Raw genomic sequence first — 25,981 nt, forward strand, 5'->3', positions numbered from 1 at the left:
CAAGTACATTATAAACCATACAACAACTTTAACAAAGCCACATCTTTCGCCTTATTTTGCGGTTTAAAACTTTCTATAACCCTATTTTCCACTTCAGGAGACCAATAAATTTTTAAGTTCTTTCTAGCACGTGTAATTGCTGTATAGAAAATATTATGTGTTATCTTTTCATCAACTTCATTTGATATAACAATTTTTACAGAATCATATTCCAAGCCTTGCGCTTTATGGATTGATATCGCATAAGCAACCTGGAACGGAACCATATCTTCTAAGCGCTCATTGTCATTATCTGTACTACGATATTTCGACACTCTAATTCTTATAGTTGATGTTGTTGCTTCTGGTGTCGAGAGCAATTCAAAATCATACCCCCTTGCACTAATTTGGTCTATTGCAATTTCAAGAGCTATATCAAACAAATAGTTTTCTTTATTTTCCCACAATTTTAATATTCGACCTTTCATATTATTGTATATGAGTGGTGCAAATCGATTAGACTCGTTAAAAAGAACAGGATCCCCAACCTTATAAGTATTAACCCCTATTCTAATAGTTGCATTTCTATTTTGTCCTTGTAGAAAGGCATTAATGTTATTTATGCCGTATAATCCATCATAGTTAAGGCAAAGTACTATTTCATCTTCGTGATTGTATTGAAAGTCAAAATCTTCTAATTTTTTCGACATATCGTTTTTATCCAGAACTTCTTGGATAGAATCTTCATAATTACGAACTCGGCTCCACAGCAACTTTAATTCATCATTTGAGCTACGGTAAGTATTCGTTAATTCATAAATACACGATGTAGGCAAAAATTTTTCCGCTATCGCAAACCAATTCCCAAAACGAATGGACTCTATTTGATGAACATCTCCAACAAGAACAAGTAACTCCGTAGTAGATTTATTCAATATTTGAACCATTTGCTCGTTGCTAACGGTACTGCATTCATCTATAACTATTAAATCCCATTGACAACAAACCTGTTTGTTTTTTAAATACGACTCAATGGTCATATACACAGCATTGTTGTTTTGAGTTTTTCTTTTCAAGTTTTCTATTGCAGGATGTGTTACAGCCAGATATAACTTTATGGCATTTAAATAGTATTTTGAAATATGTCCAATTAAAGTTGATTTTCCTGTACCTGCAGCACCATAAATAAATGCAACTTTAGATGAAATAAATAGTTTCTTTAGAAGTTCAATCTTTTGCTCATCATCAATAGAATTAAGGGGATCATCCAGCCAGTGCCGAATTGCAGTTTGATACCCAATCACACCAGATTGTGCAAAAACCGACAACTTACGTAGAATTTCGGCGCAATAATCTGCATACTCCTTGATATAATAATTTCCTTTTATTTCCTTGATTTTTCGATTTTCATGTTTGTAATAAAGAGCTCCATTAAAAGCCCTTACTAAAGCATCAATATTATCGAATTTTTTCAAATCATCTTTCTTTGTAAATAGATTACCCTTTATTTCTGTTTCTACTTGAATACTCTTTACTAAGAACTCGTAATCTCGATTTTCTTGTGGTATGCAATCTAAGAGTTCGTAAATTCTCGGATTATGATTTCGTAATGCAGTACAGAATGGTTTTTCTTCAAAAGGAATGCATCCATTATCTAGAAATAAATTACATAGTCGATTATTTTGAGCGCCCCATTGTCGCTTTATAATATCATTTCTCATTTTGTAAAGAAGATATCTCAAGATATTGCTTCCCGCCAATACATTGCAAATGATACTACGACTTCTATCCAAAATATCAAATATGAAAGAATCTTGAGCTTTTGTGATAACACCTTGCTTTATATGGTTGTAAAAGTCATGTGAAGAGGTTACAAATTCACATAAATTGAGATGGTATCTCGTGAGAAAACTCATCAGCATCTTATATTCAGGATCATCGCTTCTAATCTCAATATTTGATCCAAAAATATTCATATAATTTGAAATTTCACAAGGGCGAATTGAAACACTCCAAGCATCGATTATATTTATTTTTATGGTATTCCCCATTACATTTATATATTCTTCTCTTTGAGAAAACTTCACAGAGTAATTGGGTAAAATATCATATTTTGTAAAAGCAATAACTCGATCAAATTTGCTTATATTGCTAAAAGCCATTGTAAATGTTACTTCGTAATAAATTTCCGAACCAACAAAAAATGGTTTTATTTTTTGGATGTAATATCTATTCTCATCTGATACTTTTGGTTCAATACCAGGCTTTGTTTCTTCAATTTTTTGAGCCACGGCTTGATAATAAACATCTAAATCTTTATCTGTATTTATCGGAAAATCGGATATATTTCTTAAAATATCCAGATTACATTGTTCTTTTACAAATTTCTTTACTATCAAAAGATACTTGTAATATTTAATCATTAATCTTTCAGAACCATTTTCATCTATCGTATAATGAGATGCAGATTTTTGCAGTAGTTCATGAAACTTATATAAAGGGCGACAATTTCCACGAGTAGCTAAATTATTCAACGCTCGAGTTTTCTGTTCATAAGAATTTGGATTAATGAATTCACCGACAAGACAAACCTTCATTGCAATATATTCAATGAGATTTCTCAATTGAGCCAATATATTTTGACTTAGCAAGCCTCGTTCTGTTTCGTCAAAATGCGATATGTTTTTGCATATTACGGAGTCACAATCTAAAATCGACTTGTCAATAGATATCATAAAAATAATTACTCCTATAATATTTTTAATTTATACTTAAATATCAGCAACAGATATCAAAGTATGTTTTTTGTAAAGTTCAATTAAATCTTTACGCAATTTTTTGCAATTTTCACTGGATCCTTCACGACGCGGCCGTTCAGAATGACGGGGAGAGTAGGCGGGTGCACTCTCGACGCATTTTCCATCCGAGTTAATCCTCACTTTCATCCGGCATTCCGTGCAAAAGATCTTTAGAAATAACTCTAGACCTTGACTAGATCCTTTCCCTTACGGCTCAGGATGACAATGCAAAATGAATTTCACAAGATGGGGCTAAAGCCCCTAACCCTCGGCTCGGTTCAAAGAATATACAAACGCATTCGAAATTGTATGGATGGGGCTATGCCCCACCCTTTAGGTTCGGTCATGTCCATATAAATATGGCCGCGACTCTCGACGCAATTTCCAATTGACTTTAAGCGCTCTTTCGATTAACATCCCGCGAGCAGTCCATTCTACATTCTGCGACCATTCCCTCAAAACATTACTCTTTTTCGCGGAGCATGTCGGCGGCGCGTTGAATATCGCGTTCACGGATTGCTTCATCGACACGCTTGCGGAATAGCGTCTCGGTGTGGTACTGGAAAAGTTCGCGTTCTTGAGCAATGTAGAACGTGAGGAATTTGATGTACAGACCGATGCTTGTCACAAAGAACAAATTCTGAATGACATTCAAAGCTGTCATATCGGAATTCTTGAACATAAGTACCACGACTGCAAGCGTCGCGAAAAACCATGCCACCAAGAGCTTCTTCGGAAAACGACCTTTCAGGATGCCGCGTTCTTCCATGCATTTTTCCTGGCACCCGACCATGTCGTTGAAAATCCAAAAGTGCAGAACAAATCCAATAATCGGAATCAAGGTGAGTACGATGGCACCGATAGGCGAGAAATCAGGTTTCGTCAAAATACGCAAGTTCGCAATCGCGCGGTGAAGCCACGAGAAATAATAAACCAGGAACATCACCGAAGAAATTAAAAGGCCAAACCCGCAAACAAAACCATAAGCGATATAGGCAACAGCAAGACCGACCGATTCTTGCCGCATACTTTTCATGGATTCCCCAAATGTGTTATTTGCAAAAAACAAAAAAATGAAAAGTACAAAAAGGACCTTCAACCAAAAAAGTGTTCTTTCGCCACGTTTTGTATTATCCTGCATAGAACCTCCACAGTGAAATATAATATTTGTACATCGAGCAAATGGTTCTTATAGAAAAAAATTGGTACCTTTCCACAAAAAACGTTGTTGATACACAGTTATTAAATAAATCATTCTATCAATATTTTAATTCCAAATTTTACATATTATCCACAAAAATCAGTAACGTTTCACGTGAAACACTACAAATGTGATAAAACTTGTTCATTAACTATCAACATTAAAAATGATTTATTGGATTATTTTTTGAATTTATTTTTTGAAGTTGATAAATCAAGCTCATTTTATCAACTATATAATATATGTTGTTTTAAAATTTAGAGCAACAACGCATGTCCAGGGAAACCTTTTTTCGAATTTTACGACAAAAAAAATGCTGAGTTCACGGGGAACTCAGCGGAAAAAAGGAAACGCCCAAAGATGGGCAACCCAAAGAGCCGTTTAGAACGTCACGGTGCGCGGAGGTTCAGTAAAACTGCAGAACGTAGCGGTTGCATCCTTGAAGTAGAGGACTTCGGTGTTTTCGTCATCCGGGGAATACATGCGCTTGAGTTCGGGGTAGGCTTCGAGCATATGGACCTTGGGTTCACGGCGGTCATCGCGGACGAGTGTTCCGCTCAAACGGAGCCACTTATTGCCAGCCTTGTTCATAGCGCAAAGCTGGACCTTGCCATTTTTCTGGATCTGCTTCGAGACATTCTTGGACTTGCCCGTCTGAATGTAGAGCTTGCCTTCGAAAATTTCAATGGTCCCGAAGGGGCGTACTTTCGGTTCGTCGCCATCAACCGTTGCGAGGAAATAGGCGCCGCATTCCTTGATAAAGTTTTTGACTTCTTCCATTATATACTCTTTAATGAAATTACAGTAGATAATATATAAAAAGAATAGGGTATTAAAGTGAGAATAATTTAATTTGCCGATGAAGCGTCCTTTTTACCGTACTTTCGTCACCTCAAGCTTGTAGATTTTTTCCATCTCCGCGCTGAAGCAGCAGAAGATGACCTTCTTGACATTCCGTGCGGGATATTCGCGGACCGTTTTCACGGCAATTTCGGTCGCCTCTTTCCAGGGATAGCCATAAACGCCGGTAGAGATAGCGGGGAAGGCGACAATCTCGCAGCCGTTTTCTTCGGCAAGAGCGAGGCAGTTTTTATAGCACGATTCCAAAAGTTTGGGTTCGCCATGCTGGCCGTCGCGATAAATCGGACCCGGGGTATGAATTACGAACTTCGCCGGGAGCCTGAACCCGGGAGTGATTTTAGCCTGACCCGTCTCACAACCGTTCAGGGGAATGCATGCTTGTAAAAGTTCCGGACCTGCCGCTCGATGAATCGCCCCATCGACACCGCCGCCACCCAGCAGCGAACAGTTTGCCGCATTCACGATGGCATCGACTTTAAGCTTGGTAATATCACCCTGGATAATTTCAATATCGATCATGAGGACCTCCTATATTTACCATTAAATATAATTCACTATATAATAATGGTAAATAGGTCGCTTTTATGTATATTAATAAAGATTAAGAAACCCACTAATGTTCCACGTGAAACCAATTGAGCTACAAAGGAGGTTTTATGAAGATTGAACATATAGCTATTTGGGTTAGGGATATCGATAAGGTTTGTGAGTTTTACCGAAAATACTTCGGTGGGGTAGTCCAACCTCTTTATCACAATCCCACAAAACAGTTTACCAGCAGATTTATTACCTTCGACGATGGTGGCCGCCTGGAAGTCATGCATCGCCCTGATATAGATGTTGAACGAAATGTTGGGACTGTCGAGATGTTTCACGTGGAACATCTCGGATTTACCCATCTTTCCTTTTCCGTCGGTTCAAAAGAAGAGGTGGACCGTCTGACCCAGCAAATGTCTTCCGAAGGAATTACTGTTGTAGGTCAACCAAGAACTACCGGTGACGGGTATTATGAAAGTGTAGTCCTCGACCCCGAAGGAAACAGAATAGAGATTACAGTCTAAATCATCCTTGAGAGAGAATAGCATTGCTATATTTTCTAATATGAAAAAGACCCTACTTATATTTGCCCTCACTGCATTAAACGCATATGCTCTCAATTGCGTCGAAACGGAATTTGAAATCCGTAAGAACGAGTACGATGAACACAAATACGATAACTACATAAACCACAACGGATATTCAATAGGCGAAACCGATTACGTTTTCACAGGTTTCAATATACTAGATAAAGACACCCATAAAGAAATTTTTTATTATACTGGAAACCATTTAGACAGTTCATACTATTCTTTTTCAAATTCTGACTATACACAAAATATATGCTCAGCAACACAATGTCCAGAAAATAAAGTATGCCCACCAAGTAATTGCACTAGCACTTATACATCATCCCACTTCGGCTACAAATTTAAAGCTGAAACCAAAGAAGAACTTACATCCATTTTAAATGAATACCACGCCATAATTAAATATGGGAACTCCACTAAATCTACTGGTGAAAATCCTAAAATAATTACCCGCCAATATTATGAATGTGATAAAGAAGTTTATTGTTCAGAAACAACATCAGTGGACATCTACCATATGAACCAGTTAGTGGAAAGAATTACATACAGTCCCATCGACGGTTCAAATAAAATTAAAGTTGTAAAGGAAAAATACGACAGCAACGGGGAGCTTATTTCCAAAATTCCTACCGAAGAATTATTCGAAAAAACAATCGAAAGTATTTCCGTGTATTATTCCAAAGACTCCGTTCACATGGAAAAAGAAAGTATTTCTTATAGCTATTTCAATGAAGAAGAAAATAAATACACTGAAAACACAACTCGAACAATGTACCTGAAAAACGATTCTCTTTATATATACGATGGTCGAAGCCAATATTTAGATGAAGCTATTTGCGTTCAAGATAAAGATTCAGAAAATCGTTGCCATTGCGGAGAAAAAGAGAATTTTTGGGAGACTTTTAAAATTGAAATGCACAACGATACACTTGTCAGAATTGATCAAGAAAACAAGTTTACAGACTCCTACTTCTATCTCCCTGTGAAAAAAGATTCCACCACATCCATTATTCCCAAGAAAATCTACCCGATTGCGCACTGGCGAAAATTCAAACAATTTGACCTTCTCGGTCGCCCTATTCCCGCCAACGATAAATACATTATAAAGATTAATCGATAATACCAAAAGTCTCCTCTAAAGGGGACTTTTTTACGTTTCACGTGAAACAGTCTATAGCGAGTGTTGCGACGGGGTGCTTGCACACCGGCATGACCGAGCATGAGACTGTAGGACTATAACGAAGTTATAGTCTCAACATTTTTAAACTGAAATATTCAAATCATGTTTTCCAAAGTACTTATCATAATCCTCATCTTCATATCTTTTGTCTCTGCAAAGATATCTGCACTGGAAGATTCAGTGCAGGATTCCACTTTTTCTATAGACCTAAGTAACATCTATGAAAACAAATACAATCCTTTCCAGGTAATATTCCTAGGGGGGATAGGATATACATCTACTAAAAGATTTGAAGTGGATATATTTTGCATGAGCGCTCAAGACATGGGGAGCAAACTTTTCGGCATCGACCGACTACTTGCTGACTATACATTTTTAAGATTTGACCGCAGGCTAGAAAAGACCGAAGGTGACAAGAAAATCGATGACTTATCAATCGGAAGTGCAGTATCGTTTATAGGATTTGGTTTTCTCGGAATGGCAGCTCCAAAAGAAAGTACCTTACGGAAAATAGCACTTGGAGGAATGTGGTTTGCATCCGGAACAACAAAGTACATATTGTATGGAAATAATCTTTCCGGAGTTGCACTGGCCGAAAGTCATGCCATAGAATGGTTCCTTAGATCTGAAGGAAAAGACAACAAATATCATTATTCCGTTAAAGAGTTCGGATTCGTCGAAGAAGTAGGAATACAATTTGGGATTTTCTTAGCTCAGGTAACGGCAGGTGTTTCTTTTGAAATCACCAATAAGCAACACAACATTGGATGGTTCTTGAAAATGGTTACACTTCCGTTCTTCATAGAAAACTTTTCGCGACAAGAACAAAAATAAAACCCTTTAACATTTTCTCAACATTTATCAAAATGTTATCAACATATATTTTATGAATTTTATAGGGCAGGGGAGACAACTGTTTGTTTTCCAAAAAAGTTATGCTAAATTTCAATTCGGAACTTGATAATCACAATTGTTCCACGTGAAACAATTGCAAACCGAGGAAGCGGCGGGAAACCTGTTTACCGACATTTCCGAGGTGCAGCAAGTTGGCTCCGAAGGAGCAAACATGCGATAGCGAGTGTCGCGACGGGGTGCTTGCACACCGGCATGACCGAGCATGAGAATGTAGGACACGCAGTGTCCAAACATTGACGATACTAAAAAAGAGAAAACTTGAGTTACAGAACTAACAAAGCGCAGCAAAATCTTTTGAACCAGTTCCTTTCGGAACATGGTGTACAGCTGTCCGAAGAGACTCTCGACAAGCTTTACCAGTTTGCAGACTTGGTGGTGGACACCAAGGAATATGGCAACTTGATTTCAGCAAAGGATTCTGAAAAGTTTTTGAGCAGGCACATCGCCGACTCTCTTGTTCCCTTCGTGTTTATGGGGAAGTCACTGGATCCTTCGACTTCGCCTAACGGCTCCGCTCAGGATGACAAACTCCGTTGGGCCGATATGGGCGCTGGTGCGGGTTGCCCGGTTTTCCCGCTCGCGATTGCCATGCCGAATGTGCAGTTCTATGCTGTCGAACCGCGCCACATGCGCGTGAACTTTATGCAGATGGTCAAGGAAAAGCTCCACCTGGACAACTTGACCGTCGTCGGCAAGCGCTTTGAAACTTCCGGTCTCACTGACCTTGACTTTATCAGCTGCCGTGCCCTCTCGACTTTCGAAAACGACTGGGAACGCGCCCAGGCAGGTCTCAAGCGTGGCGGAACTTTTGTCACGCTGAAGAGCTTCAACAATATTGCCCATTTGGAAAACGATCCGAAAGTGCATATCCAGAAGTATGAACTTCCAGAAGAAGAACAGGTGTACGCTCTAGTCACCCGAGGTAATAATGAGTAAAATTATCGCCATATGCAACCAAAAAGGTGGCGTCGGTAAAACTACAACGGCCGTGAACTTGGCCGCGAGTTTTGCAGCCCTTGAAAAGAAGACACTTCTTTTAGACATGGACCCGCAGGGTAATGCCTCTCAAGGTCTCGGTTTCATGGAATCCCAGGATATGGATATCCACGAAATTCTGGACATGGCTGGTAATCCGGACAATCTCACGCTCGAAAACATCAAGCCCGCCATCTTGGACACGTCGCTTGAATACCTCAAGGTCATCACTTCTGGACCTGACCTCGCTGTCATGGAAATTGAACTTGTCAACGCCATGAGCCGCGAACGCAGACTCGAACGCGTGATGAACGTTCTCAAGCAGGAGTTCGATTTCATCATCATCGACGCTCCTCCGAGCCTGAACTTACTCACAATTAATACACTGACGGCCGCAACGAGTGTGCTCATTCCGGTGCAGTGTGAATATTATGCATTGCAGGGTATGACCGAACTTTTCAAGACCATCCGTGAAGTCCAGAAAAATCTGAACTCCAACTTGAAAATCGAAGGCGCCCTCCTCACGATGTACGATTCCCGTCTGAGCCTTTCGAAGCAGGTTGCTGAAGAAGTTCGCGAAAACTTGAGCGACACCGTTTTCCAGACGATGATTCCGCGCAACGTGAAACTCTCCGAAGCTCCGTCTCACGGAAAGCCGGTCATTCTTTACGATGTGCAGAGCACAGGTTCGCAGTCGTACATGAAGCTCGCCGAGGAAATATTGAATAAGGAAAAGTGACGAAGTCATCCTGACCCTAGAACGAAGTGATAGGGGAAGGATCCAGGCAACAACTTCACTGGATTCTTCGACTTCGCCTAACGGCTTCGCTCAGAATGACACTTGCATAAACTTTTAACTAATAACCATTGACTACTAACTATTGACTAGTAACTAATAACTAGGAACTAAAAAATGGGTAAACAAGCACTTGGTCGCGGTCTCTCTGCAATTTTTAAGGCACACGATGTTCTCGGCAACTCTGTCGATAACGCTATCAACAATTCCGCAGCTCCAGAAAATGCTGCGACGGACAATCAGAAAATTGTCGAAATCAACATCGACTTGATCGACCCGAACCCGTTCCAGCCGCGTAAGTTCTTCGACGACGATGAACTTGTCGAACTTGCTGAAACCATCGAAAAGCACGGACTTATCCAGCCGATCGCTGTCCGCAAGGTGGGCGACCGTTACCAGATCATCAGCGGTGAACGCCGTACCCGTGCATCAAAGCTTGCCAACTGCCAGACCATCAAGGCCCAGATTTACGAAAATCTCGACGACAAGACCATGAGCGAATGGGCTTTGATCGAGAACATTCAGCGTGTGGACCTGAACCCGATCGAAGTGGCGCAGTCTTACCAGCAGTTGATCGACAACCATAACTATACACACGACGACTTGGCCAAGACGGTCGGCAAGTCCCGTTCCGCCATCACGAACGCACTTCGTCTCTTGAAGCTCCCGAACCAGGTTCAGGCCTGGATCCAGGAAGGCAAACTTGCAGGCGGTGCCGCCCGTGCTCTTTGCAGTGAAAAAATTGCAGACCCGGAAGCTCTTGCAAAGCGTGTCATCGAAGAAGGTTTGAACGTCCGCCAGATCGAAGCGATCGCCCGCGGCGAAGATCCGTTTGCTCAGACGAGAGACGAGAGCGGAGAAACGAGAGAAGCTGAACCTGAAAATGTCGCAGCCGCTCCCGAAGAAGATGAAATGCCGGAAGTCCATGGCAGTGAACCGAGACCGAAGATAGAACTCAGCGCCGATCTCAAGAACTTCGAAAACAGGCTCGAAACGTTCTTTGGCACAAAGGTCGCACTCAACCCGAGCGCCAAGGACCAAACCAAGGGCACCATCGTCATCAACTACTATTCCATGGACGACCTGACAAGAATCCAGGAAATCATGGAAAACCGCTAACGGTAAAATTGTGAGTCGTAAGTTCTACACTATCCAGATTATTCCGGAAAACACGACCGGTTCAAAAAAGTACCGCATATCGAGCAAGCAATTTTACTTGTTCCATATCGGTCTTGTCCTGGTCGCTATCATCCTCATTTTGTTCATTGTCCACATTGCAAGGATCAACAAGACCCTCATCAGCTACGAAAAGATGCGTGTATACAATGCGCAGCTCGTAAAGCAGAACGCAAACTACGAAGAACTCTTCTCGAGACTTGATTCACTGTGGATCATGGAAAACCGAATCCAGAATATTTTTGAAACGTTCCTCGAAAACGACTCCAACAAGATCAACAGCATCATCGAGCGCAACCGCTTTGCGCATGTCCCCTCTAGCAAGAACAGTATCGATTTCGAAGGTATCCACAACTGGCTCACGACCGACGAAAAAATCCGCCTGGAAAGAATCCCGAACGTGATCCCGGCTGTGGGCATCATCAGCAAGAAGTTCTCTTACGAAAACAAGCACCTGGGAATCGACATCTCGGCTCGCAAGGGAAACCCGGTATTTGCATCGGGTAGCGGCAAGGTAACATTCGCGGGCAACAGTGGCGATCTTGGAAACACCGTAGTCATTGACCATCAGAACGGATACAAATCCAGCTATTCACATCTCAAAAGCCTAAGGACCCGAAAAGGATCCAATATCACAAAAGGCGACGTGATTGGATATGTCGGCGACACCGGCAACACGAGTGGTCCGCACTTACACTATTCTATTACCAAGAACAATATACCTCAGGATCCAGAAACCATATTTACATACTAGGGGAAAATCATGGCGAGCAAAAACGAACAGGAATTCACCCAAATCGGAAGAAGCGTTCAAGTTAACGGAAGCATTACTGGGAAAACGGATTTGCGAATCGCCGGAAAAGTTTATGGCAATGTCTCCATAGATGGAGAACTGATTCTGGAAAAATTTGCCCTCATAGAAGGCGACGTCAAATGTGGCGCCGCTATTCTTGCAGGTTCCATAAAAGGCGATGTGGATTGCAAGAGAAAACTAGTTCTTCAGGACAACGCGAAAATCATCGGGAACGTAAAGGCAGAACAGCTTATCATTAACGAAGGAGCCATCTTCCAGGGTTCCTGTGAAATGTCCACCACTACTATTAAATAATACTAGATATATTTATATATAGGAATTGATAATTAATATAGTGAATAGTGGATAGAATTTTTACTGTTCGAACGTAACTCTATGATAATCAATGAGATACGAAAATAAGCCAAATGTGGATTAATGTTGAAAATTTAAAATCTATTCACTTTCTTCAATGTTGATAGGTGTTGAACCCAAGTTTTCAATGTCAATTCACGAAATGGTCACAAAAGTATGTTGAAGATTGTGTGATGAAGTTCACAAAAGTACGTTGTTCATCGCAAAAAGTACGAAAAACTGGATAAACTTTTCATTTTTAAGTCTCAATAGCTATATTCTAATAAAGTCTACACAAGCTGTATGGAAAAAAAAGTACTAAAGATAGGTCAAATAACGGACACCCACATCGGTGGTGATGCGAGTCCTGTCCAGGGTATTGACGTTCGCAAGAACTTTCTTACAGCCTACAATTCCGAGACCATGAAAGGTCTGGACCTTTTGGTGCTATCCGGGGACTTGGCCGACGACGCTTCGCCGGAAGCATATTCCTATATTGCCGGCATCCTGAAGGACTGCAAAGTCCCTGTCTGCATCATCCCGGGAAACCATGACGACCTCGGTATCATGGAAAGGTATTTTGACCTGGAAGGCAAAATCAGAAACGGCAAGTGCTATTACCGTTATGATATTGATGGCCGTTCCATTTTTTTCCTGGATAGCGCTGATGGAACTGTTTCGAGTGAACAGCTTTCGTGGCTCGAAAATGAAACTGCAAAAGTGGATGACGAAGTCTTGCTGTTCATGCACCATCCGCCATGCCATTGCGACCATAAGTTTATGGATTCGAGATATGCGCTGAAGAACATCGAGGAAGTCCAGACGACGCTTTTGAAGATAGGGAATATCAAGCGTATTTTTGTGGGGCATTACCATAGCGAGATGGAAGAGAGGATTGGAGACAAGATTGTGTATGTCACTCCATCGACTCAGATGCAGATCGATCCAAACGCTTCTGACTTTTCCAGGACTCCTAAGGGACCGGGCTGGCGCGTAATTGAATGGGGCGAAAATTTCTTAAAAACAAATGTTTATTTTTAGAAGACCCCTTGAATTTCCAAATCACTTTTACTAAATTTGGAGTCAATGGCGGTTTAGCTCAGCGGTAGAGCACTGGAATCATAATCCATTGGTCCGGGGTTCAAATCCCTGAACCGCTATTACAAAAAAAAAGAGGCGAGTATGTCAAAAAAAATTCTAGTAATTTCTCTTTTGGCAATCGCCTCTTTTTTTGTTTCCTGCTCTGACAAGCAGCCGGAAGCGAAGCCTGCAAAGCAGGTTGTGCTGCCGCAGTCGCAGCCGATTGTTCCTGTGCTTCCGTTCATGGCTCCTGCAAAATCCACGATTACCGTCGAAAAGGCTACTACCTATGCAAAGGCAAGCAATGGGCTTGTCGAGCTTGGCGTGAAGTGGTCTGAACGTATTGACAACGCTAAGGATTTTGAAAAGATCCAGATTCTCAATGCATACAATGTGGCACGTGACCAGCTCTGTGCCCGCGTAGGCTTGCAGGGCGGCATTGCTGAATTCGACTGGATTACCAATGTGGCCATGAAGAATCCGGAAAACAGGAATGCTTTCGAAAAGGCCGGATTTAAGGTAAAGTAATTTAGTTAGTTAATAGTTCTAAGTTACTAGTTATTAGAAAAGTTGAATGAAATGCCGCGAAAAATCGCGGTTTTTTATTTATTGCTGAAGGCGCTTATAGACTTCAATCTGGCGTTCGATAATACCGTCCCAGGTGAAGCATTCTTCGATGCGTTTACGGGCGCCGGCGAGGAGTTTCTGGATCAGTGTTGCATCTGCTTCGAGACGCTTGAAGGCTTCGGCGAGCGCGACAGGGTCTTTCTCGGGAACGAGAATTCCTGATTTTCCATCGACAACGACATCCGGGATGCCGCCGACATTGCTTGCGACAATGGGCAGTCCAAGTTCCATCGCTTCGATGAGGACAACTCCGAGTCCTTCGGTGTCACCCTTGTGATCGACGATGGCCGGGAGCACAAAGACGTTCGCCGTCTTGTATTCGTTTGCGAGATCTTCAGGAGAAAGCTTGCCTGTGAAGATGATATCTGCTGGTTGATTTCCTTGACTGGATCCTTCGCTTTCGCTCAGGATGACGCTTTGCATTGCTTCGGCTTGCGCTTTAAGCTGTTCGGTCAAGTCGCCGATGCCGACGATGCGGATTTCGAATTTGTCTCTGGGCAAATGCTTTGCGGCTTCGATGAGGTAGCAGATTCCCTTGCGTTCGATGTGCCGCCCGACAAAGAGAATCTTGAACTTGCCGTTCACTGGATGCGGAACAATTGTGACTGGATCCTTCGACTTCACTACGTTTCGCTCAGGATGACACGAAGCATTACTCTCGTCTTTATTAGTCTCAAGAGTTGTTCCGTACGGACTCCATTCGACGTCCACATTGCGGAGCGCCTTGATTTTTCCGGCAGTGAAACTTGAGTTTGCGAAGATCGCCTGCGCCTGTCCGATGGCGAATTTCAGGAGCGGCTTGACCCATTTCTTTTTGCGGATGAGCAGGAGTTCTGCCCCGTGGAAATTCAGCACCAGCGGGATTCTAAAAAGCTTTGCTGCGCCAAGCGCGATGTAGGCATGCGGGAACGGCCAGTGTGCGTGGATCACGTCGGGGCGCCATTTGCAGCAAATCCTGATGCACTGGAAAAATCCGTTGATGATGTAGGGTATGGCGAGCAGCTGCAACCACGGCTTGGAGGCCATCTTGCTTGGGGCGCCTTCCTCGTGCGTGAGGATTTCCCAGTTTGCAGGTGCGTATCGGAAACGGTTGACGTGTGTGCCGTCTATGTCGTGGCTCTTGAGGCCTTTGTACGCGGGGGCGAGAACCTGTATTTCGACGCCTGCTTTTTTAAGATGTGCGACAGAGGTGCGCAGCCACGGAACTTCGGCGTCTTCTTGGAATCTGGGGTAGACAGAGCCTATGACGAGGACTTTCATTGTGCCTGCTTTGCGACTTCTTGCGCCTGGATATCCTGGATGCAGGCCGGATAGACAATGGGTTTGACGATCTTGTCAAGCACGAGTTTCATAATTTCGAAATCGTGCTTGCTTGCCGTGCGGATAAAGCGGCCTACAAGGCGGTTCCATCCGTTGAGTTTTGAATCCAGAAGCAAAAGCCCGATTCCGCTTTCGTGTTCCAGAAAACCGAGAATGTCGCTCCCGCGCTTGTTTTGGGAAAGCGTTTCCATGAATATATTCCAGAACTGCTGGGAGTTGCTCTCGTTGCCGAGGGTTGCATTGATGGATTCGAAATCAAATTCAATGTACACGAAGGAACTCTTATCCTCGTCACTGCGGATAATTTCTTCCTGACAACGTCTCTCAAAAATATCTTCGGTATAGATGGAGATATTGTATTGATGTTTTTTTATCAAGTTGAAGAGCTCTTCCTTCATCATTGCCCCTAATTTAGTCTATTTTTTAACCATGCAGCGATTGTTAAAATTGAAAAAAGCGCTGAAGAGCAGTGTTTTGGCTACTTCGGTCGAAAATTTTAAGGCCATTAGGTCAGCGACTGGCAAGTACCGTCCGATGACGGCCTTCGAGATACAGATTCTTGAAAAAAACGGGAACAGTTGCGACGACTGGTCGAAGGTGCTGGTCGAGCCGGACTTTGACCCGAACCGCATTTTCCGCTCGAGTTTTATGGGCGATGTGCGCCTCCCGAAGTTCTTTGGTACGCTCCTCTTGCCGGGCGATGTCTCGGTCGCTACAGGTATTTATGACTGCATGGTCCACAACTGCATTATCGAGAATGCCTTGATTTACAAGGTCTCGACATTGAGCAATGTGCTTGTGCGCAGTAGTGCGGTCGTGCAGAATGTTGGCACTCTTGTCAGTAGCGGCAAGATCAACTACATGGTCGGCTCGACGATTAACGTGGGTAACGAGATGGGCGGCCGCGAAGTGCTGGTTTTCCCGGAACTCACGACGGAGCTTGTCGACTTGCAGCTGTTCCACAAGACAGAACAGAGTGTGCAGGATTCGTTTGCCGAAATGCTCAGCGCCTACAGGTCTGAACTTGCACTTCCGTTTGGAATCGTAGGGAAGGGCGCGGTCGTATCGAATACGAACATTATCCGCAACAGCTGGATTGGTGCGCATGCCCGCATCGAGGGTGCCGCAAAGATTCGCAATTCCATCATCATGAGTTCGCTCGAGGAATCGAGCCATGTTTATGATTCCGTGATTCTTGAAAATACGAATGTGCAGATGGGCGTTAAGGTGCATACGGGCGCCGAGGTCCAGAGTTCCGTGCTGATGGGCCGCTGCAAGGTCGGCTGCAAGGCGATTGTGAAGTCTTCTATCATTGCACCGTGCTGCCATATCGAAGAGGGCGAAGTCAACAGTTCCTACATGGGACCGATGACGCAGATGCACCACCACTCGCTTTTGATTGCGGCGCTCTGGCCGGAAGGCTGTGGCAATTTGGGCTATGGCGCAAATGTTGGCAGTAACCACACGGGCCGCATGCCTGACCAGGAAGTGATGCCGGGCCAGGGGATGTTCTTTGGACTTGGCGTGAACATCAAGTTCCCGTCGAATTTCCGCGAGTCTCCGTTTACCTTGATTGCAAGCGGGCTTACGACTTTGCCACAGCGGCTCAAGTTCCCGTTTTCGCTGATCCATGCGGGAGACCCGCAGCTGGTGGGTGTTGCTCCGCGCTTGAACGAGATTGTGCCGGGCTGGAACTATGCAAAGAATGCGTATGCGCTAGACCGCAATGCGTACAAGTATTCCATTCGCGGCAAGGGCCTTGTGCCGTCAACATTCTACTCGATTTACAATCCTGAAACGGCTCGCCTGGTGTTCGATGCGTACAACCGCTTGCAGGTGGTGAAAATCAAGGACGTTTATACGAAATCTGATATTGACGGGCTTGGTGAAAACTTCTTGCGTGAACGCGTACGCCAGAGTGCAGTCAAGGCGTATGGTGAGTATCTGGAACGCTATGTACTTGACTTGATGCTTGCGCTGGTGGAAGGCGACGAGTCGCTCTCGAAGCAGTCTCCGCGCGAGTTACGCAAGCTGCTGGGTGAAACGAACAAGGAAATTGCACGTGTCGTGACGCTTCCCGAGACGATGGACGATCTGGTCAAGCGCTACAGGCAGCTTGACAAGGAATGGTTTGATAGCGTAAGTCATGGCCTGGATCGCGATAATCAACGCGGCCGCGAGATCTTTGACGATTACGATAGCGCCCATCCGGTGGACAAGGGATTCATGGAATGGGAAAAGGCCCGCTTTGAAGAATCGGTAAAACGCTTGAGTGCGTTCGTGAAGAATCTCGCTTAAGTGTGTATTGAACTGCGCGGAATTTTTCTGTTATGTTGTTATATATTTTACTTTGTCTAGAAATTGTCTTGCGGACGCTTCTTGAAATTCGCGAACGCAGGCTCACGCAGTTGCGTGGCGGCGTGTTTGCCGTGTTGCGGTTGATTCCGCTGGTGAACGATATTGTTCCGCTCCCAGAAAACCGCAGCGAAGTGCATGAGTCGAAATTTGTGAAGCTGCACGAAGAAGGGCACAAGGTGCTGCATCATGCGGTGTTGCGCAACTTGATGAAAATCGCCTTTTGGATGGTTGCTGTGTGGTTCATGGCTGCAATGATGGTGCGCTGGAACGCAAGCTTTATCGAAGCTGTGCTGTGGCTCCATTTGGCGGCAATTCCGTTCCGCATGCTGTTTCATTTTTACTGCTGGAACCAAGAATACGAATGCGATAGGTATGCGCTAGAAAAGACGGATAAGAAAGTGGCAAAGGCCGCATTGCGCGAACTTGCTGCATGCGAAATTCCATACACCGCCTTGTTTGCGCTCGTGTATCGTGAACACCCGACTGCCGTGTTGCGCAGTCAGAGAATACTGAATAAGGTAATTAGTGGTTAGTCAATAGTCATTGGTCAGTGGTTGTTTGTTAATGCGTCTCCGTCATCCCGAGAAGCAAAGCGACGAGGGATCCAGTAATTTTCAATTGATAGATATTGGCTGGCGGAACTTGTGATGTTTGTTTAAATTTTCATTTTTTTGTATATTCACTTTCGAGGTTTAAAATGTCTCGCTTTACTTCATTGAAAAGTTTCAAATTCCTTTTTTCGATTGCGCTACTTTCGGTTGTTTCCGCGTATTCCTTTGACTTGACTGTCAAGGCGAATGTCGATAACGCCCAGGTCTTTATTGGTGACAAGTTCAATTACGAAATTCAGGTGACGGCGCCTGAAAATGCGATTGTCGATTTGCCGAGCTTTGTCGGGAACCTTGGCAGCTTTGAAGTCAAGGAAATGAAGAACGAGAAAATAACCGAGGGCATGCCCAAGGGCACGGCGAAGTTTACCTGGCTTGCAACACTCAATACATTTGTGAGTGGCGACTTTTTGATTGCCCCGCAAGAAGTGAACGCCGTTGTCGGAACGGATACGGTCAAGACGCACACGGACCCGGTTGCAGTCAAGGTTTCCAACCGCACGACTGGCGAAGAAGCGGATATCCTCGAAGTGGAAGACCCGCTGAGCGACCCGAGGCTCCCGCAGTGGCTTTATGTACTGTTTGCCGTTCTTGGCGTTGCATTGCTCGTCTTTATTGGCTGGTTCTTGCACAAGAAATTTGCAAAGCGTGGCGAGGCCCCGCAGCTACCGCCGTACGAAGAGGCAGTCCTTGCTCTCAAGGACTTGCGCAACAGGAATTACCTTGCCGAAGGCAACCAGGGCGATTACTTCATGTCGCTTGGGTTCATTACCCGCCGTTACATCGAGCGCCGTTTTGAAGTCGATATTCTCGATGCGACAGTCGCCGAACTCAAGAAGCGCATGTCGCATGTGGCAGGGCTCCCGCAGGCTTACAAGGAATCCGTGGTGACGCTTGCTGAAGAAACGGAACCGGTGAAGTTCGCGAAGATGAAGCTTGAAGGTGAACGCTGCAAGTTCTGGGACGAATGGGCAGACCGCCTGCTCGAAGACACCAAGCCGATGCCGGAAGACGAAAAGAAAAAGTAGAACTTAGAAGTTACCAGTCTGCCAACTTTATTTTCTTATTGCAACATTTCTTATTATATTTCTTGATAAGAATTAAGGAGAAAATATGACCGTAGTTATCGTTGTCGCCGTTGCCTTTATAATTATCGCTCTGTTCATTTCTATGTACAACGGGCTTGTGAAGCTCCGCAATAATCGCGAGAATGCCTTTGCAAATATCGATGTCCAGCTCAAGCAGCGTTTTGACCTTGTGCCGCAGCTTGTCTCGACGGTCAAGGGTTACGCAACTCACGAAAAGCAGGTGCTTGAAGAAGTGACTGCCGCCCGTGCGGCTGCCATCAATGCTAAAACCATTGACGAGAAGGTTGCTGCCGACAAGTCGCTTTCTGCGGCGCTTACAGGACTTAAGGTTTCGCTTGAAGCTTATCCGGAGCTTAAGGCGAACCAGAATTTTTTGCAGTTGCAGACGGAACTTTCGGATATTGAGAACAAGCTTGCTGCTGCCCGCCGCTTCTTCAATTCTACAACTCGCGAATACAACAATGCATGCGAGGTCTTCCCGAGCAATATCATTGCCGGCATGTTCCACTTTACCCGTGCGACCATGTACGAGGCGACTGAAAACCGTGAAACGCTAAACAAGGCCCCTGAGGTGAAATTTTAATGAGTAGACAGTAGGCAGTAAACAGTAAAATAATGGCGCGACTGGTGTCGCGCGTTTAATTAGCGCCTTTGGCGCATTTTTCTCTGTCTACTTACTACTTCAAACTTCCTACTGCCTATGCGTTACGTTGGTCTCCAGACTCAAATCTGGCGGAATAACCGCAATACGGTGATTCTGCTTTTTATGTTCCCGGTGATTTTGCTGGGGATGGTGTTTCTGGTCATCCTGGGGCTTGATTTTTTCGGCCTGCTTTGCGATATTGTCGAGGGTGGATGTCCTCCTGAACATGCATCGCGTATAAGGTATGGGACTATGCACTGGCCTGAAATATGGCATTGCTTCAAGGTCGTGATTCCTTATACATTGCAGATTGTGGGCGTATGGTTCATTATCGCCTATTGCGCAAATACATCCATTATCCGCCATGCGACTCATGCAAAGCCGCTTGAACGCAAGGAAAATTTGCGCGTCTACAATATTGTCGAGAACCTTTGTATTGCTGGTGGCATCGAGATGCCGCAAATCAATATTATCCAGGATTCTGGAATGAACGCTTTTGCAAGCGGTATCGATATTCCTTCGTTTACCATTACCCTCACGACGGGTCTGATCGAAAAACTGGATGATAGGGAGCTTTCGGCGGTCGTGGGTCACGAGCTGACGCACATCAAGAATCGCGATACGCGTCTTATGGTGGTATGCATTGTGTTCGTCGGAATTTTTGCGACAATCCAGACGGTCTCCCTGAAGTTGATAAGCGCTATGTTCCGTAATCCGCGTAGGTCTAGGCGTAGCCGCAATGGCGGAAGTGCCGATATGTATATCCTCCTGGTTTTATTGCTTGTGTTTATATGGAGTTCCGTTGGTTATGTGTTCACCTGGTTCACGCGGCTTGCTATTTCACGCAAGCGAGAGTATGTAGCCGATGCCGGTGGTGCCGAGCTTTGCGGGGACCCTCTTGCACTTGCGTCTGCGCTGAGGAAAATTTCCAAGGATCCGGGCCTTGTGAGTGTGCAGAGAGACGATATTGCACAGCTTTACGTGATTCATCCTGATGAGGAATTTGACAATAATGCAGGCTTGAAAGGCTGGGTGGCGAAGGCCAATGTTTTGTTCTGCACACATCCAGATACGCCAGAGCGTATTCTGCTGCTGGAACAGTTCTAATGTTCGGACTGCTTTTCCGGGTTTTTGCCCAGGATCGTTTTGTTGATATAGTTTATGCCTTTTGCCTTGTCGGCGGCGGCAGGTGTCTGGAGCTGGATTTGCTCCAGTATTAAGGCTTCGAGCTTTGCCATCAGCTCTGTAGCAGAGCAGCCGAAAGCGTCTGCGAGATCACAAAACGATTTGACGGAAAGGCTGCGCTTGCCTTTTGCGACCAGTCCGAGATGCTGACGACTAATCCCGCTATCTAAAGCGAGCTTTTTCTTCGTTAAGGAAGTCGCTCCCTGCATCTGTGCTAAAAGTTCAATTTCAGCTTTTCGGATGACGTCAATGTCATATCGCATCCTTCAATTTTATGAATCTGCCTCAAATATCGTGCAAACTTTAGTTTCCATAATTTCGAGAATTTTTGATTCTGTACGATATAATCATAATCAAAAAAGCACTCTTTGGCAGAGTGCTTTTATAAGTTGCTTCTATAGCAGTTGTCTTTTTTAGACTAGAATTGGGCCTTGAGGGCTGCCGGGCATTCGACTTCTTTATAGGTGTGGTTCGGGTTGCCTGCAGCTTCCATCCATGTGGCAAGGAAGAGGCAGCCTTCCTTAGCCTGGGTGTCACTTGCGAATGCTCTGTTGCACTTTTCAGTGAGACATTCCTTGCGCTTGGTTAGGAGGTCGCCACTGTATCCGACTTCCTTTTCGCAGTCAGAGAGGAGGCCGCCGTAGGTTGTGGTGTTTTGCGGGATGTTCCAGCCCATCTGGCTGCAACCATTGAAAGCGCCGAATCCGCCACCCGGGATCATCACGTCGAACTGACCGCCTTGCACGTCGTAACCGATGTTCGATGCCATCACGACGAGAGTCTTGCCAGCAAGAGCCTTGTGGTTTGCCTTGGTTTCGTACTTGCCTGTGCCGGTGAAGGTGAGGGCGAAGCACTTGCCGCATGTAGCGTCGTTACCCGGAGTTGCTGCGAATGCGTAGGCGAGCTTGTCGCTCACGATTATAGGAATCTGGCTTGTGCAGGTAGTGCCCTGGCCACCGGAGCAGATGCTACCGTTAGTGTTGCCGATCGGGGTCTTGCCCTTGGCATCGCAAGTTTTAGCGGCACCGCCGTGTTCCGGCCAGGAGCAGTGGGGCATGCAGCAGTCCCAATAACGGGTTGCGAAGCCCTGCTGTCCACCGGCACCTGCGTTGAGGTACTTGGCTTCTTCGGCAGATGCGTTCGGATTGTCTATTTTGGACGAAGAAGACTTAGCCTGGCTGCTAGAGGACTTGGCCTGGGACGAAGAGGATTTCGCCTTGCTGCTGGAAGACTTCACCTGGGACGAAGAAGATTTGGGCTGGTCCTGCTTCTGGCTTGAAGAGGACTTTGTTTCCTGGCTGCCGTTTCCGCTTGTCACGTTCAATGTGAGTGTTATGCTTTTGCCGTCGGCCATCCATGTTTCAGTGACTTCGCCAACCTGGAATCCTCCAGGGACGGTGGCGGAAATGGTAAACGTCTTTGCGCTTGCATCGTATTTGCAGTCGCTGTCCTGGATGAACCAGGCGTTCCAGGACTGTCTGGTTGGCTGGCTATTGACACCCGAGACTGTGACAGGGGTGATTGCCTTGCCTTGTGCGACGGTCTGTGTGAGAGAACCTGCACCACCGTTACCTGGCTGTTCCTGCTTTGCAGAAGAGCTTTCCGGTTTCGGTTGTTCTGTTTTCTGCGATGACGATGAAACGACGGGATTGACTTTAGCGGAGCTGGAGCTTGCTACCGGAATCCCTGGAGTATATACAGAAGAGCTGCTTACAGCGATGACCGCGCTGGAATTCGGCGTACCTTCACCAGGAGCGGAAACGATTTCGCCTTCAGGTGTCATTACGTAGCCGTTAGGATAGGTGATGGTTCTACCGGGATTTACAACCGGAAGGGAGCTAAGGTCTACGACAATTGGTGCTGCACCGTCTATAATGATGCTGCTGGTTGCGACATCGAATGTTCCGACGGGAACGCTGTATTCGTTAGTCACGGTATACGTGCCTGTCCCGTTGGGAATAATGAAATAGATTGCTGTACCGGTATTTACCATAAAGCAGTGCTGATCGACGTCGAAAGCAGCTTTTGGCTGGGTTCCAGGAAGTTCCGATGTGTGACCCGGTACAGATGCTGGGTCTCCAGAGCAGTTCCATGCGATAAAGGAAAGGCCGAAAATGGCGAGGGTTGTGAATAGTTTGTTCTTCATGATACAGTAAGCCCTTGTAATTATATCACACCCTGTATTCCAATCATCCGCGCTAAAAGATAAAATCTTCTTCTCTGAAATGCTCGTAAATAAGAGTAAAAAGAACTATACAATAAGTTTTTGTGAACTTACGCACAACTTATTTATTATCAAAGACTTACAAAAAAGAAAAACGCCCCGGTTTGGGGCGTTCAGTTCCGTTTTAGACCTTTTTTAGTACTTGGCCTTGAGAACTTCGGGGCATTCCACTTCGACGTAATCGTGCAACGGGTTGCCTGCGCCGCTCATGAAGTTGGCGAGGAACAAGCAGCCCTTCTTGGCTTCGCTGTCGCTAGAGAATACGCTTTCGCATTTGTTTTTATAGCACTTGAGAGTTGCAGTGGGCTTGTAGTTGCTTTCCTTTTCGCAGTCGGAAAGGAGGCCACCGTACTGTTCGCCTTGCGGACCCCAGCCCATGGAGGAGCAGCCGTTGAACATGCCCACGCCACCGCCTGGAATCATGATATCAAACTGGCCCTGCTGCACATCGCCACCGATATTCGTTGTCATGATGATGAGCTTCTTGCCCTTGATGGATCTGTGGTTGTCGTCTGTTGAATACTTACCCTTGCCGGTGAAAGTGAGCTGGTAGCACTTGCCGCAAGAGCCGCCGTCGCTTGCAGGCACAGCCGCGAAAGCGAAACCCATTTCATTACAGCCGTCGATTGTAAATGGAATCTGGCTTGTGCAGGTCATGAGGCCGCCGCCACTGCAAACGCTGCCGCCACCCCAGTCGGTGCTTTCGTTCTTGCCCTTGTTGGTGCACTGTCTAGAGTAGTTGCCGTTTGCGTGTTCTGGCCAGGAGCAGTGAGGCTTGCAGCAATCCCAGTAACGGGTTGCCCAACCGGAACCGCTCTTGCCGCCGCTTTTCACCTTGATCGACGGGCACTGTCCGGTTACAGGTGCAGAAGAGCTGCTCTTTGGCTGGGAGCTGCTGCTGCTCTTGACCTGGGAACTGCTGCTCTTGGGAGGATTAGCACTGCTGCTGCTCTGGACCGGCGGAACGTATGCAGAGGAGCTGCTGACTATAGGAGGAACGTATACGCTTGAAGAAGACGGGATCACGGGAGGAATGTAGTACGCACACTTTGAGTCCGGTGTCAGAAGCGGGAGCTTCGAGAGGTCGGCCTGCGTGATCGTAGCGCCGTTGGCCTTCGACTTGATGGTTCCTGTGGCAATGTCGAAGGAACCGACAAGATTGCCGCTTGGATCTGTCACGGAAAGGTCGGAATAAATGAGGTAACGTCCCGTGTTGTCGATATGGAGGAATGCCGGTTCGGTGATGGTGTAGAAGATTCCGTCACCTGAAATGATTGGCAAGCTTGTCAAGTTGATGTTGTTGACGAGCAGGTTGCCGGACAAGTCCGAGATAAAAATCGTTGATGTCGAGTTCGGAACGAAATTCCAGATACCGGCTGTGGCGCCTGCTTCGTCTGTCACGGTGTAATCATCGTAGATAAGGAAGTTCTTATCGGCGGCCAGGTACCAGGCGTTGACGCAAGATGTAACTTGAGTGCTCGGGGGTACTACAGAGCACTTGGTCGGATCGCCAGGGAGCGTTTTGACTCTCTTCGGATCGGAAAGATCAACCTGGTTGACCAAGTTGACTTGGTTCAGGTCTTTGATGATGACGTAGTTTGTGAACTGGACAGGGTAGGCTGTGCCCACCTGGTTTCCGTTAATGTCGGTTACTCTGAAGTCCTGAAGAATGATGTAGCCTTCTTTGATCAGGTACAGTGCATCTTCGCAAGGCACAAAAGAGACTTCGCCATCTTTATTGGTAGGCGATTTTTCAGAGCAAGAACATGCTAAACCAATTGTCCCAAGCGCAAGCAGGGACTTCAAAAGGGGGTATTTCATAGAAGTTCCTCGAAATTAACCCCAAACACCGGATATTAAAGATAGAAATAATGTATATAATGTGTTGTAAAAAAACTTTTCATGTTGAAGAATGTGTATGAATTTGAAAATCAGTTGATAGTCGTTGATCGCAAGTTAGTTTGGTCGATGTCCGTTTGTGCGTTTTCGTTTTTTTTCGGGCGCCGAAAAAATCCTGTTTTTAATATGAAGACGTTCCTTAGAATACAAATGAAAAAATCTCAAGATCTTGAAAGTCAATGTGTTGAACGACCCTAAAAACGAAAAACTTTGTAAAATTTTGTAATGTAAAAATCTTTTTACATTCAAGAACGAAGACTGTTGATTCACTTTTCGGCTGTTTACGTGAATTGTTTATAAAATGTTGAAAAAGTGGTTTTATACTTGAAACAAAATATTGAACCTTTGATTTTTGAGCGAAAAAGGGCATTTCCATCCCTAGAAATAAGCGCGTTTTCAACGGCCCGGAAACACCCCGAAAAACTGTGGATAAGTCCGAAAATCCGCATTTTTAGCGCAATTTCAAAAGAAAAATACTTGCAAATTACCTAGCATTTATTAAATTTGTGTTCCAATTTCGCAGAGTACCGCTTCCTATGCTTTGCGAAAATACGGGGAACTCGTGTAGTTCTCTTGAACTTGAAGCGATAAACCTTCTGCTGAAGAAGAGGAAAAAATGGCAAAAGAACATTTTGACAGAAGCAAGCCGCACTGCAACATTGGCACCATCGGCCACGTTGACCACGGTAAAACCACTTTGACCGCTGCAATCTGCACCACCCTTGCTGCTAAGGGTCTTGCCGCTGCAAAGCGTTTCGATGAAATCGACAACGCTCCGGAAGAAAAGGCTCGTG

General features: G+C 45.1%; 25 protein-coding genes and 1 tRNA gene. 17 read left to right on the forward strand and 9 right to left on the reverse strand.

The features are described from left to right. Window positions 1-8 precede the first annotated feature (8 nt). The 4 genes from B7990_RS14380 to B7990_RS14395 form a co-directional block, all read right to left on the reverse strand. Window positions 9-2,714, reverse strand: coding sequence for an ATP-dependent RecD-like DNA helicase (locus B7990_RS14380; protein ID WP_088641569.1), 2,706 nt, complete (start codon window positions 2,712-2,714; stop codon window positions 9-11). A gap of 526 nt (window positions 2,715-3,240) precedes the next feature. Beyond that, on the reverse strand, window positions 3,241-3,813 hold the full coding sequence (locus B7990_RS14385; protein ID WP_254917555.1) for a DUF4328 domain-containing protein: 573 nt from the start codon (window positions 3,811-3,813) through the stop codon (window positions 3,241-3,243). Between the two features lie 546 nt (window positions 3,814-4,359). Further along, on the reverse strand, window positions 4,360-4,758 hold the full coding sequence (locus B7990_RS14390; RefSeq protein WP_088641571.1) for a pyridoxamine 5'-phosphate oxidase family protein: 399 nt from the start codon (window positions 4,756-4,758) through the stop codon (window positions 4,360-4,362). Window positions 4,759-4,851: 93 nt separating this feature from the next. Beyond that, a complete protein-coding gene (locus B7990_RS14395; RefSeq protein ID WP_088641572.1) occupies window positions 4,852-5,358 on the reverse strand; it encodes an O-acetyl-ADP-ribose deacetylase in 507 nt (168 codons plus the stop codon). A gap of 137 nt (window positions 5,359-5,495) precedes the next feature. On the opposite strand from B7990_RS14395, the gene B7990_RS14400 reads away from it, so the two are divergent. The 11 genes from B7990_RS14400 to B7990_RS14450 all read left to right on the forward strand — a co-directional run bounded on the left by B7990_RS14400 (window position 5,496) and on the right by B7990_RS14450 (window position 13,763). Next, window positions 5,496-5,900: a VOC family protein gene (locus B7990_RS14400; RefSeq protein ID WP_088641573.1), complete on the forward strand. Its 405-nt coding sequence runs from the start codon at window positions 5,496-5,498 to the stop codon at window positions 5,898-5,900. Between the two features lie 40 nt (window positions 5,901-5,940). Continuing rightward, window positions 5,941-7,086 carry a hypothetical protein gene (locus B7990_RS14405; protein ID WP_141099299.1) on the forward strand — a complete coding sequence of 382 codons (1,146 nt, stop codon included), beginning with the start codon at window positions 5,941-5,943 and terminating at the stop codon, window positions 7,084-7,086. A gap of 162 nt (window positions 7,087-7,248) precedes the next feature. After that, window positions 7,249-7,980 carry a hypothetical protein gene (locus tag B7990_RS14410; protein ID WP_254917556.1) on the forward strand — a complete coding sequence of 244 codons (732 nt, stop codon included), beginning with the start codon at window positions 7,249-7,251 and terminating at the stop codon, window positions 7,978-7,980. Window positions 7,981-8,319: 339 nt separating this feature from the next. Next, window positions 8,320-8,997, forward strand: coding sequence for a 16S rRNA (guanine(527)-N(7))-methyltransferase RsmG (locus B7990_RS14415; protein WP_088641575.1), 678 nt, complete (start codon window positions 8,320-8,322; stop codon window positions 8,995-8,997). Beyond that, a complete protein-coding gene (locus B7990_RS14420) occupies window positions 8,990-9,775 on the forward strand; it encodes a ParA family protein (RefSeq protein WP_014546136.1) in 786 nt (261 codons plus the stop codon). Before B7990_RS14415 ends, B7990_RS14420 begins: the two co-directional genes overlap by 8 nt. Window positions 9,776-9,949: 174 nt before the next feature. Continuing rightward, on the forward strand, window positions 9,950-10,951 hold the full coding sequence (locus B7990_RS14425; RefSeq protein ID WP_088641576.1) for a ParB/RepB/Spo0J family partition protein: 1,002 nt from the start codon (window positions 9,950-9,952) through the stop codon (window positions 10,949-10,951). 10 nt (window positions 10,952-10,961) lie between these two features. Next, window positions 10,962-11,762: a M23 family metallopeptidase gene (locus B7990_RS14430; protein ID WP_088641577.1), complete on the forward strand. Its 801-nt coding sequence runs from the start codon at window positions 10,962-10,964 to the stop codon at window positions 11,760-11,762. Between the two features lie 9 nt (window positions 11,763-11,771). Further along, window positions 11,772-12,116: a polymer-forming cytoskeletal protein gene (locus tag B7990_RS14435; protein ID WP_088641578.1), complete on the forward strand. Its 345-nt coding sequence runs from the start codon at window positions 11,772-11,774 to the stop codon at window positions 12,114-12,116. Between the two features lie 342 nt (window positions 12,117-12,458). Beyond that, window positions 12,459-13,196 (forward strand): metallophosphoesterase, encoded by a 738-nt coding sequence (locus B7990_RS14440; protein ID WP_088641579.1) that lies wholly within the window; start codon window positions 12,459-12,461, stop codon window positions 13,194-13,196. Between the two features lie 47 nt (window positions 13,197-13,243). After that, window positions 13,244-13,315: transfer RNA gene (locus B7990_RS14445), tRNA-Met, on the forward strand. Between the two features lie 22 nt (window positions 13,316-13,337). Next, window positions 13,338-13,763 carry a hypothetical protein gene (locus B7990_RS14450; RefSeq protein WP_088641580.1) on the forward strand — a complete coding sequence of 142 codons (426 nt, stop codon included), beginning with the start codon at window positions 13,338-13,340 and terminating at the stop codon, window positions 13,761-13,763. Between the two features lie 78 nt (window positions 13,764-13,841). On the opposite strand, the gene B7990_RS14455 is transcribed toward B7990_RS14450, so the two are convergent. Both B7990_RS14455 and B7990_RS14460 read right to left on the reverse strand, forming a co-directional pair. Beyond that, window positions 13,842-15,122 (reverse strand): glycosyltransferase, encoded by a 1,281-nt coding sequence (locus tag B7990_RS14455; RefSeq protein WP_088641581.1) that lies wholly within the window; start codon window positions 15,120-15,122, stop codon window positions 13,842-13,844. After that, window positions 15,119-15,583, reverse strand: coding sequence for a hypothetical protein (locus B7990_RS14460; protein WP_088641582.1), 465 nt, complete (start codon window positions 15,581-15,583; stop codon window positions 15,119-15,121). The genes B7990_RS14455 and B7990_RS14460 overlap by 4 nt, the downstream gene beginning before the upstream one ends. 73 nt (window positions 15,584-15,656) lie before the next feature. Here B7990_RS14460 and B7990_RS14465 point away from each other — a divergent pair, with 73 nt between their 5' ends. The 5 genes from B7990_RS14465 (at window position 15,657) to B7990_RS14485 (ending at window position 20,986) form a co-directional block, all read left to right on the forward strand. Beyond that, window positions 15,657-17,480 carry a DUF4954 family protein gene (locus B7990_RS14465; protein ID WP_254917557.1) on the forward strand — a complete coding sequence of 608 codons (1,824 nt, stop codon included), beginning with the start codon at window positions 15,657-15,659 and terminating at the stop codon, window positions 17,478-17,480. Window positions 17,481-17,512: 32 nt separating this feature from the next. Further along, the gene (locus tag B7990_RS14470; RefSeq protein WP_141099300.1) at window positions 17,513-18,073 is read left to right on the forward strand and encodes a M48 family metalloprotease; all 561 of its coding nucleotides are present in this window, start codon (window positions 17,513-17,515) and stop codon (window positions 18,071-18,073) included. 164 nt (window positions 18,074-18,237) lie between these two features. Further along, window positions 18,238-19,176: a hypothetical protein gene (locus B7990_RS14475; protein WP_088641585.1), complete on the forward strand. Its 939-nt coding sequence runs from the start codon at window positions 18,238-18,240 to the stop codon at window positions 19,174-19,176. A gap of 85 nt (window positions 19,177-19,261) precedes the next feature. Beyond that, window positions 19,262-19,819: a LemA family protein gene (locus B7990_RS14480; RefSeq protein WP_088641586.1), complete on the forward strand. Its 558-nt coding sequence runs from the start codon at window positions 19,262-19,264 to the stop codon at window positions 19,817-19,819. A 117-nt stretch (window positions 19,820-19,936) separates the two neighbouring features. Further along, window positions 19,937-20,986, forward strand: coding sequence for a M48 family metallopeptidase (locus B7990_RS14485; RefSeq protein WP_088641587.1), 1,050 nt, complete (start codon window positions 19,937-19,939; stop codon window positions 20,984-20,986). Here B7990_RS14485 and B7990_RS14490 read toward each other — a convergent pair. The 3 genes from B7990_RS14490 to B7990_RS14500 all read right to left on the reverse strand — a co-directional run bounded on the left by B7990_RS14490 (window position 20,983) and on the right by B7990_RS14500 (window position 25,109). Then, on the reverse strand, window positions 20,983-21,327 hold the full coding sequence (locus B7990_RS14490; RefSeq protein WP_088641588.1) for a helix-turn-helix domain-containing protein: 345 nt from the start codon (window positions 21,325-21,327) through the stop codon (window positions 20,983-20,985). The two genes, B7990_RS14485 and B7990_RS14490, sit on opposite strands and share 4 nt — an antisense overlap. A 155-nt stretch (window positions 21,328-21,482) precedes the next feature. Next, window positions 21,483-23,210 (reverse strand): glycosyl hydrolase family 5, encoded by a 1,728-nt coding sequence (locus B7990_RS14495; protein ID WP_088641589.1) that lies wholly within the window; start codon window positions 23,208-23,210, stop codon window positions 21,483-21,485. 213 nt (window positions 23,211-23,423) lie between these two features. Beyond that, complete coding sequence (locus B7990_RS14500; protein ID WP_088641590.1) at window positions 23,424-25,109, reverse strand: glycosyl hydrolase family 5; 1,686 nt, start codon at window positions 25,107-25,109, stop codon at window positions 23,424-23,426. A gap of 694 nt (window positions 25,110-25,803) precedes the next feature. Between B7990_RS14500 and B7990_RS14510 the strand changes: the two genes are divergently transcribed. Further along, window positions 25,804-25,981 (forward strand): GTP-binding protein (locus B7990_RS14510; RefSeq protein ID WP_254917547.1); only part of this gene is annotated, 178 nt, incomplete at its 3' end.

It is taken from the genome of Fibrobacter sp. UWB4 (assembly GCF_002210345.1).
Taxonomy (GTDB): domain Bacteria; phylum Fibrobacterota; class Fibrobacteria; order Fibrobacterales; family Fibrobacteraceae; genus Fibrobacter.

Coding starts and splice junctions, on each gene's coding strand:
- B7990_RS14485 (WP_088641587.1), top strand. CDS start 19,937: ATGCGTTACGTTGGTCTCCAGACTCAAATCTGGCGGAATAACCGCAAT.
- B7990_RS14490 (WP_088641588.1), bottom strand. CDS start 21,327: ATGCGATATGACATTGACGTCATCCGAAAAGCTGAAATTGAACTTTTA.
- B7990_RS14385 (WP_254917555.1), bottom strand. CDS start 3,813: ATGAAAAGTATGCGGCAAGAATCGGTCGGTCTTGCTGTTGCCTATATC.
- B7990_RS14425 (WP_088641576.1), top strand. CDS start 9,950: ATGGGTAAACAAGCACTTGGTCGCGGTCTCTCTGCAATTTTTAAGGCA.
- B7990_RS14380 (WP_088641569.1), bottom strand. CDS start 2,714: ATGATATCTATTGACAAGTCGATTTTAGATTGTGACTCCGTAATATGC.
- B7990_RS14480 (WP_088641586.1), top strand. CDS start 19,262: ATGACCGTAGTTATCGTTGTCGCCGTTGCCTTTATAATTATCGCTCTG.
- B7990_RS14390 (WP_088641571.1), bottom strand. CDS start 4,758: ATGGAAGAAGTCAAAAACTTTATCAAGGAATGCGGCGCCTATTTCCTC.
- B7990_RS14460 (WP_088641582.1), bottom strand. CDS start 15,583: ATGATGAAGGAAGAGCTCTTCAACTTGATAAAAAAACATCAATACAAT.
- B7990_RS14440 (WP_088641579.1), top strand. CDS start 12,459: ATGGAAAAAAAAGTACTAAAGATAGGTCAAATAACGGACACCCACATC.
- B7990_RS14470 (WP_141099300.1), top strand. CDS start 17,513: ATGTTGTTATATATTTTACTTTGTCTAGAAATTGTCTTGCGGACGCTT.
- B7990_RS14450 (WP_088641580.1), top strand. CDS start 13,338: ATGTCAAAAAAAATTCTAGTAATTTCTCTTTTGGCAATCGCCTCTTTT.
- B7990_RS14495 (WP_088641589.1), bottom strand. CDS start 23,210: ATGAAGAACAAACTATTCACAACCCTCGCCATTTTCGGCCTTTCCTTT.
- B7990_RS14410 (WP_254917556.1), top strand. CDS start 7,249: ATGTTTTCCAAAGTACTTATCATAATCCTCATCTTCATATCTTTTGTC.
- B7990_RS14400 (WP_088641573.1), top strand. CDS start 5,496: ATGAAGATTGAACATATAGCTATTTGGGTTAGGGATATCGATAAGGTT.
- B7990_RS14395 (WP_088641572.1), bottom strand. CDS start 5,358: ATGATCGATATTGAAATTATCCAGGGTGATATTACCAAGCTTAAAGTC.
- B7990_RS14475 (WP_088641585.1), top strand. CDS start 18,238: ATGTCTCGCTTTACTTCATTGAAAAGTTTCAAATTCCTTTTTTCGATT.
- B7990_RS14435 (WP_088641578.1), top strand. CDS start 11,772: ATGGCGAGCAAAAACGAACAGGAATTCACCCAAATCGGAAGAAGCGTT.
- B7990_RS14500 (WP_088641590.1), bottom strand. CDS start 25,109: ATGAAATACCCCCTTTTGAAGTCCCTGCTTGCGCTTGGGACAATTGGT.
- B7990_RS14455 (WP_088641581.1), bottom strand. CDS start 15,122: ATGAAAGTCCTCGTCATAGGCTCTGTCTACCCCAGATTCCAAGAAGAC.
- B7990_RS14405 (WP_141099299.1), top strand. CDS start 5,941: ATGAAAAAGACCCTACTTATATTTGCCCTCACTGCATTAAACGCATAT.
- B7990_RS14420 (WP_014546136.1), top strand. CDS start 8,990: ATGAGTAAAATTATCGCCATATGCAACCAAAAAGGTGGCGTCGGTAAA.